The 7441-nt window shown below is 67.0% G+C and carries 6 protein-coding genes; all 6 read left to right on the plus strand.

Annotation, left to right across the window (positions count from 1 at the left end; genetic code table 11):
* The first annotated feature begins 51 nt into the window (after positions 1–51).
* The 6 genes from folC (at position 52) to gltX (ending at position 7374) form a co-directional block, all read left to right on the plus strand.
* The gene (gene folC / locus ACF8O7_RS25685) at positions 52–1374 is read left to right on the plus strand and encodes a bifunctional tetrahydrofolate synthase/dihydrofolate synthase (protein WP_126312110.1); all 1323 of its coding nucleotides are present in this window, start codon (positions 52–54) and stop codon (positions 1372–1374) included.
* A 71-nt stretch (positions 1375–1445) separates the two neighbouring features.
* Complete coding sequence (locus tag ACF8O7_RS25690; protein ID WP_016449257.1) at positions 1446–2378, plus strand: SPOR domain-containing protein; 933 nt, start codon at positions 1446–1448, stop codon at positions 2376–2378.
* A gap of 49 nt (positions 2379–2427) precedes the next feature.
* Positions 2428–2919, plus strand: a complete 492-nt coding sequence (locus ACF8O7_RS25695; RefSeq protein ID WP_016451425.1) for a CvpA family protein — start codon at positions 2428–2430, stop codon at positions 2917–2919.
* Between the two features lie 133 nt (positions 2920–3052).
* A complete protein-coding gene (purF, locus tag ACF8O7_RS25700; RefSeq protein ID WP_016449259.1) occupies positions 3053–4561 on the plus strand; it encodes an amidophosphoribosyltransferase in 1509 nt (502 codons plus the stop codon).
* Between the two features lie 195 nt (positions 4562–4756).
* The gene (locus ACF8O7_RS25705; RefSeq protein WP_016449260.1) at positions 4757–5971 is read left to right on the plus strand and encodes an O-succinylhomoserine sulfhydrylase; all 1215 of its coding nucleotides are present in this window, start codon (positions 4757–4759) and stop codon (positions 5969–5971) included.
* Entirely contained in the window at positions 5968–7374 is a 1407-nt protein-coding gene (gene gltX, locus ACF8O7_RS25710; protein WP_126312109.1) for a glutamate--tRNA ligase, read from the plus strand. Before ACF8O7_RS25705 ends, gltX begins: the two co-directional genes overlap by 4 nt.
* The last annotated feature ends 67 nt before the right edge of the window (positions 7375–7441 follow it).

The following is a 7441-nucleotide window of genomic DNA, read 5'->3' on the forward strand; positions in this document are numbered from 1 at the left end:
ATGGCGAGGACCCCATAAGGACACTGTCCCTGGGTAACAATAGCGCGCAGTATGCACACCTCATTTCCCACATTGGATGCATGGCTCGCCTATTGCGAGCGCCTGCACCCCAAGAATATTGCGCTGGGCCTGGATCGCGTGCGCGAAGTTGCCCAGCGCCTGGACCTGCGTTTCGACTGCCCCGTGATCACGGTGGCGGGCACCAACGGCAAAGGCTCGACCTGCGCCATGCTGGAGGCCGTGGCGCTGCAATCGGGCTTTCGCCCCGGCGTCTACACATCGCCGCATCTGGTGCATTTCGAGGAACGCTGCCGCGTGGGCGGCGAGATCGTGAAGGCCGCCGAGCTGCTGCCGCAGTTCGAGGCCGTGGAGCAGGCGCGCGTGCAGGGCACGGAAGTGGCGCTCACCTATTTCGAATTCACCACGCTGGCCATCCTGCGGCTGATGAGCCAGTCCAGGCTGGATGTGGCGATTCTCGAGGTGGGCCTGGGCGGGAGGCTGGATGCCACGAACGTGATCGACGCCGATTGCGCCGTCATCACCAGCATCGATATCGACCATGTGGAGTTCCTGGGCCCGGACCGCGAGAGCATCGGCCGCGAGAAGGCCGGCATCATGCGCGCCGGCCGGCCTGTGGTGGTCAGCGATCCCATGCCGCCGCAAAGCGTGCTGGACCATGCCCAGGCCATTGGTGCCGATCTCTGGCGCCTGGGCCAGGACTTCAACTTCTCGGGCGACAAGCAGCAGTGGGGCTGGGCCGGACGCGGGCGGCGCTATGCGGGCCTGGCCTATCCGGCGCTGCGCGGCGCCAACCAGCTGGTCAATGCATCGGGTGCGCTGGCCGCGCTCGAGGCCATCCGCAGCCGCCTTCCGGTCACGGCCCAGGCCGTGCGCACGGGGCTGGCCATGGTCGAGCTGCCGGGCCGTTTCCAGATCATTCCGGGCCAGCCCACGCTGGTGCTGGATGTTGCGCACAACCCGCATTCGGTGGCGGCGCTGACGGCCAACCTCGATGCCATGGGCTACTTCCCCTGCACGCATGCGGTCTTCGGCGCCATGCACGACAAGGACCTGGCCCCCATGCTGGCCAGGATTGCCCCGCTGATCGACCGCTGGTATCTCACCGACCTGCCCACGCCGCGCGCCGAGAGCGCCGAGGTGCTGCGCCAGAAGATCGAAGCCCTGCCGCCCGCGCCGGGCGTGCCGCGCGAGATCTCGCTGGCCGCCTTCGCAAACCCGCAGCTGGCGCTGGATGCCGCGGTTCTTGCAGCAGGTCCCACTGATAGAATCGTGGTCTTTGGCTCGTTCTTCACGGTGGGCGGCGTGCTGCAGGACGGCCCGCCCCGGCTGAACGCCAAGCATCTGGGCACCTGAATCCAGTGATCCGCACCGCAAACGGCCATCGTGGCTGCCTGTGGTGGCCGATCTGAACGAGTCCGCACTCCATGGCATTTTTCAATTTTCGTTGGCCCGGCAAAAAAGACGACGGTGATTCGTCGTCCGCATCGAGGCGGCCCACACGGCTGGGACAGGCGGAAAGCGTCGATGTCATGCGCCGCCGGGCGCGCCACCGCCTCATCGGCGCTGCCGTGCTGGTCCTGGCAGGCGTGGTGGGATTCCCCCTGCTGTTCGACACGCAGCCGCGTCCGATTCCCGTGGACATCCCCATCGAGATTCCCGACCGCGACAAGGTCGCTCCTCTGGTAGTGCCCGGCGCCAATGCCGTGGACGCCCATCCGCACCAGGGCGCCGCTTCCCCGGCAGGCCGCGTGCCGGCCCAGGCCTCGCTGGGCGCCGACGAGGAAGAGGTTCCCATGGGCAGGCCTTCCGTGCCCGTGGCGCCGGCCGTCTCGCAGGTGGCTCCGGTCAAGCCGGAAGCAAAGCCCGAAACCCGGCCCGAGGCAAAGCCTGAGCCCAAGCCCGCCGCCAAGCCTGAGACCAAACCCGAGCCCAAGCCGGAACCCAGGCCCAAGCCCGAGCCGGCCAAACCCGAACACAAGCCGGAGCCCAAGCCCGAACCCAAACCCGAGCCGAAGCCAAAGCCCGAACCCAAGCCCGAGCCGTCCAGGAGCGACGACGCCGCGCGTGCCCGGGCCCTGCTGGAAGGTCGCAGCGCGCCGGCGGCGCCGGCGGCTGCTGCGGCGACGGACGAGCGCTTCATCGTGCAGGTCGGCGCCTTCTCCGATGCCGGCAAGGCCCAGGAAATCCGCGCCAAGCTGGAGCTGGCGGGCCTGAAGACTTTCACGCAGGTGGTGGACACCAAGGACGGCAAGCGCACGCGTGTGCGTGTGGGCCCGTTCAACGGCCGTGCCGAAGCCGACAAGGCGGCGGCGCGCGTCAAGGGCCAGGGCCTGCCGGCGTCGGTGCTCAAGCTCTGAGGCGGTGACGTACATCTTGCAAAGCAGCACAGGCGCACAGAGATAGCGTATGTCCACGGTGGACTGGGTTTTGCTGGCCTGCGTGCTGGCATCGATGCTGCTAGGCGCCTGGCGCGGGCTGGTGTATGAGGTGCTGTCGCTGCTCGGCTGGCTGGTGGCCTTTGTCGTGGCCCGCATCTGGGCGGCCGACGTGGCGCTGTGGCTGCCCATGCAGGACTGGGACATGCAGCTGCGCTATGCCGCAGGCTTTGTGCTGTTGTTCGTGCTGGCGCTGTTCGGCTGGGGCCTGGTGTCCTGGCTGTCGCGCCGGCTGATCGAGGCGGTGGGCCTGAGGCCCGTGGACCGCACGCTGGGCGCGCTGTTCGGCGTGCTGCGCGGGGCGCTGCTGGCCCTGGTGGCAACGATGGTGATCAGCTACACGCCGCTGCACCAGGGACAGTGGTGGCAGGATTCAGCCCTGGCGCCGTGGCTGATGCAGGCGCTGGCTGCGGTTTTGCCGCAGCTGCCGCAGGAATGGGGACGCTATCTGCCGGCTGCATGACAAGGCGCTGCAGCGCAGGAGTCGGCTGGCAGAAACAGTTTGGATAGAGAAATCGGGCGCAGGCGTGGCCAATGGGTGGCTGCTACGGCCCAGACAGCGAAGGGCGACCTTCGCAAACGGATGGAACGCAACTATGTGTGGAATCGTTGGTGTAGTCAGCACCGCGCCCGTGAATCAACTGATCTATGACGCCCTGCTGCTGCTGCAGCACCGTGGCCAGGATGCCGCCGGCATCGTGACCCAGCAGGAGCGCAAGTTCTTCATGCACAAGGCCAAGGGCATGGTGCGCGACGTGTTCCGCACCCGCAACATGCGCGCCCTGCCGGGCACGGTGGGCCTGGGCCAGGTGCGCTACCCGACGGCCGGCAACGCGACCAGCGAGGAAGAGGCCCAGCCCTTCTACGTGAACGCGCCCTTCGGCATCGTCATGGTGCACAACGGCAACCTCACCAACGCCAAGCAGCTGCGCGAGGAACTGTCGGACACCGACCACCGCCACACCAACACCGAGAGCGACTCCGAAGTCCTGCTCAACGTGCTGGCCCACGAGCTGGCCCGCGCCAGCAGCGGCGCACCGCTCAAGAGCGAAGACGTCTTCCAGGCCGTCAGCGCCGTGCACAAGCGCATCAAGGGCTCGTACGCCGTGATCGCGCTGATTGCGGGCTACGGCCTGCTGGCCTTCCGCGACCCCTTCGGCATCCGTCCCCTGTGCATGGGCCGCAGCGCCGACGGCACGGTGATGCTGGCCAGCGAATCCGTGGCCCTGGAAGGCACGCTGCACCAGCTCGAGCGCGATGTCGCTCCGGGTGAAGCCGTGTTCGTGCACAGCGACGGCCAGGTCGAAACCCGCCAGTGCGCCGAAAAGAGCGAGCTGCACCCCTGCGTGTTCGAGTACGTGTACCTGGCCCGTCCGGACTCGGTGCTCGACGGCATCTCCGTCTACCAGGCGCGCCTGAACATGGGCGAGACGCTGGCCAAGCGCGTGGTCTCCACCGTGCCGCCCAACGAGATCGACGCCATCATCCCGATTCCGGAATCCAGCCGGCCCAGCGCCATGCAACTGGCCCAGCTGCTGGGCATCCCCTACCGCGAAGGCTTCGTCAAGAATCGCTACGTGGGCCGCACCTTCATCATGCCGGGCCAGGCCTCGCGCAAGAAATCCGTGCGCCAGAAGCTCAACGCCATCGGCAGCGAGTTCAAGGGCCGCAAGGTGCTGCTGGTGGACGACTCCATCGTGCGCGGCACCACCTCCAAGGAAATCGTGCAGATGGCGCGTGACGCCGGCGCCGTCAAGGTCTACCTGGCCTCGGCCGCTCCTCCGGTGCGCCATCCCAACGTCTACGGCATCGACATGCCCACGCGCGCCGAACTGGTGGCGCATGGCCGCACGGTCGAGGAAATCCGCCAGGTCATCGGCGCCGACGCGCTGATCTACCAGGACGTGGCCGCCATGAAGCAGACCGTGGGCAAGATCAACCCGCAGGTGCAGGGCTTCGAGGCCTCGTGCTTCGACGGCGTCTACATCACGGGCGACATCTCCGAGGACGAGGTCACGGCGCTCAACGAGGGGCGTAACCGGGGCGGGGAGGAAGAGGCCAGCGATGCGTCGCGCCTGTCCCTGCCCAATGCCCAGGAAGCCTGAGCGCCAGGGCATTCAGTGACAATGTCGGGCGGGCCTGTGGCCCGCCTTTTTTGACAAATGAGCTAAAAGCGCTGGTGCTGGAGCGTCCAGGGCCGCAAGGCCCTGGAAGCCGCCAGGTGACAAGTGCTTCTAGCTCCTTTTTTCCGGGCACCGCCACCGCTGGCGGGCTGCGCCCGATCCCCAAGGACCATCAACGTGACCAACAAGACACTTCCCGAAGGCCTGCATCCCGATACGCTGGCCCTGCGCGTGGGCGTGGAGCGAAGCCAGTGGGGTGAGCACAGCGAAGCCCTGTACATGACCAGCAGCTTCGTGCAGCCCGACTGTGCAACGGCTGCGCGCCGCTTCGCCAATGAAGAGCCCGGCTACACCTACAGCCGCACCTCCAACCCCACGGTCACCAGCTTCGAGCAGCGCCTGGCCGCCATGGAGGGCACGGAATGCGCGGTGGCCACGTCCACGGGCATGTCGGCCATCTTGCTGGTGGCGCTGACCACGCTCAAGGCCGGCGACCATGTGATCTGCTCGCAGTCCATGTTCGGCTCCACCATCAAGCTGCTGGGCGGCGAGATGGCGCGCTTCGGCGTGGAGACCAGCTTTGTCTCGCAGACCGATGTGCAGGCCTGGAAGGCGGCCATCCGTCCCAACACGCGCCTTCTGTTCGCCGAGACGCCGACCAACCCGCTGACCGACCTGTGCGACATCGCCGCGCTGGCCGAGCTGGCGCACGCCCATGGCGCGCTGCTGGCCGTGGACAACAGCTTTGCCTCGCCCGTGCTGCAGCAGCCTGCCAAGTTCGGCGCCGACCTGGTCGTGCACTCCGGCACCAAGCTGCTGGACGGCCAGGGCCGCGTCATGTCGGGCGCCGTCTGCGGCACGACGGCACTGGTGGACAAGGTCATGGGCACCTTCCTGCGCAGCGGCGGCCTGAACCTGGCGCCGTTCAACGCCTGGGTGGTGCTCAAGGGGCTGGAGACGCTGTCCCTGCGCGTGAAGGCGCAAAGCGCCTCCGCGCTGGAGCTGGCCACCTGGCTGGAAGCCCATCCCAAGGTCGCCCGCGTCTACTACCCGGGCCTGGCCAGCCACCCGCAGCACGAGCTGGCCATGCGCCAGCAAAACGGCATGGGCGGCGGCGTGCTGTCCTTCGACGTGGTGGGCGAGGGCGCCGAACAGCTGCGCGCCAACGCCTTCCATGTGGCCGACAGCACCCGGGTGTGCTCGATCACGGCCAACCTGGGCGACGTCAAAACCACCATCACCCATCCGGCCAGCACCTCGCATGGCCGCCTGAGCGAAGAGCAGCGCCGTGCCGCCGGCATCGGCCAGGGCCTGCTGCGCATCTCCGTCGGACTGGAATACCTGGGCGACCTCAAGAACGATCTCTCCCGCGGACTGGATACCCTGCAATGACACAAAAAGTACGTACCCGTTTTGCCCCGTCTCCCACGGGCTTCATCCACCTGGGCAACATCCGCTCGGCCCTGTATCCCTGGGCCTTTGCGCGCGCCACGGGCGGCGATTTCATCCTGCGCATCGAGGACACCGACGTGGAGCGCTCCACCCAGGCCTCGGTGGACGTGATCATCGAAGGCATGGCCTGGCTGCAGCTGGACCATGACGAAGGTCCGTTCTATCAAATGCAGCGCATGGACCGCTACAAGGAGGTGCTGGCCGGCCTGCAGGCTTCGGGCCATGTCTACCCCTGCTACATGAGCGTGGAAGAACTCGACGCCCTGCGCGAGCGCCAGATGGCCAACAAGGAAAAGCCGCGCTACGACGGCACCTGGCGCCCTGAGGAAGGCAAGGTGCTGCCGCCCGTGCCCGAAGGCGTGCGTCCCGTGCTGCGCTTCAAGACGCCGAAGGGCGGCGTCGTGGCCTGGGAAGACAAATGCAAGGGCCGCATCGAGTTCCAGAACAGCGAACTGGACGACCTGGTGATCGCGCGCCCCGATGGCACGCCCACCTATAACTTCTGCGTCTGCGTGGACGACATGGACATGGCCATCACCCATGTCATCCGTGGCGATGACCACGTCAACAACACGCCGCGCCAGATCCACATCTTCGAGGCCCTGGGCGCCAGCGTGCCCGTGTTCGCCCATCTGCCCACCGTGCTCAACGAGCAGGGCGAGAAGATGAGCAAGCGCAACGGCGCCAAGGCCGTCACCCAGTACCGCGACGAAGGCTACCTGCCCGACGCCATGGTCAACTACCTGGCCCGCCTGGGCTGGAGCCACGGCGACGACGAAATCTTCAGCCGCGCCCAGTTCCTGGAGTGGTTCAACCTGGACCACCTGGGCCGCAGCGCTGGCCAGTTCGACGAGGCCAAGCTGCGCTGGGTCAACGCCCAGCACCTGAAGGCGCTGGACGACGCGGCCCTGGCAGAGCTGGTGCGCCCCTTCGTGCTCAAGACCGGCCTGGACCAGGCCCTGCTCGACGCAGACGACCGCCTGCCGCGCATCTGCGCCCTGTTCAAGGACCGCTGCGAAACCCTGGTCGATCTGGCCGGCTGGGTGCGCCTGTTCTATGTGGACGCCTTCGACCGCAACGCCGAGGACCTGGCAAAGCACGTGACCGACGCCGTGGCGCCCGCCCTGGACGCCTTCGCCGAAGGCATCGCCTCGGTGGAGTGGAGCAAGGAAGCCATTGCTGCCCTGATCAAGGAAGTGCTCAAGGCCCAGGGCCTGAAGATGCCGCAACTGGCCATGCCGGTGCGCGTGCTGACGCTGGGCACGGCGCACACGCCTTCGGTGGACGCGGTGCTGCAGCTGCTGGGTCGTGAAAAAATTCTGGCGCGTTTGAAAAACCGCTGAAAACCTGTCTATAATTCGAGTCTCTGATGCAAACGCAGCAACTAACAAGAAGCAGCGATTGCAGCAT

This window comes from Delftia sp. WSY_16 (assembly GCF_043104415.1).
Taxonomy (GTDB): Bacteria; Pseudomonadota; Gammaproteobacteria; order Burkholderiales; family Burkholderiaceae_C; genus Comamonas; species Comamonas tsuruhatensis.

What these genes read in the sequence shown, in the direction of transcription:
- ACF8O7_RS25695 (WP_016451425.1), top strand. Translation starts at nt 2,428, where the DNA reads ATGTCCACGGTGGACTGGGTTTTGCTGGCCTGCGTGCTGGCATCGATG.
- folC (WP_126312110.1), top strand. Translation starts at nt 52, where the DNA reads ATGCACACCTCATTTCCCACATTGGATGCATGGCTCGCCTATTGCGAG.
- purF (WP_016449259.1), top strand. Translation starts at nt 3,053, where the DNA reads ATGTGTGGAATCGTTGGTGTAGTCAGCACCGCGCCCGTGAATCAACTG.
- ACF8O7_RS25690 (WP_016449257.1), top strand. Translation starts at nt 1,446, where the DNA reads ATGGCATTTTTCAATTTTCGTTGGCCCGGCAAAAAAGACGACGGTGAT.
- gltX (WP_126312109.1), top strand. Translation starts at nt 5,968, where the DNA reads ATGACACAAAAAGTACGTACCCGTTTTGCCCCGTCTCCCACGGGCTTC.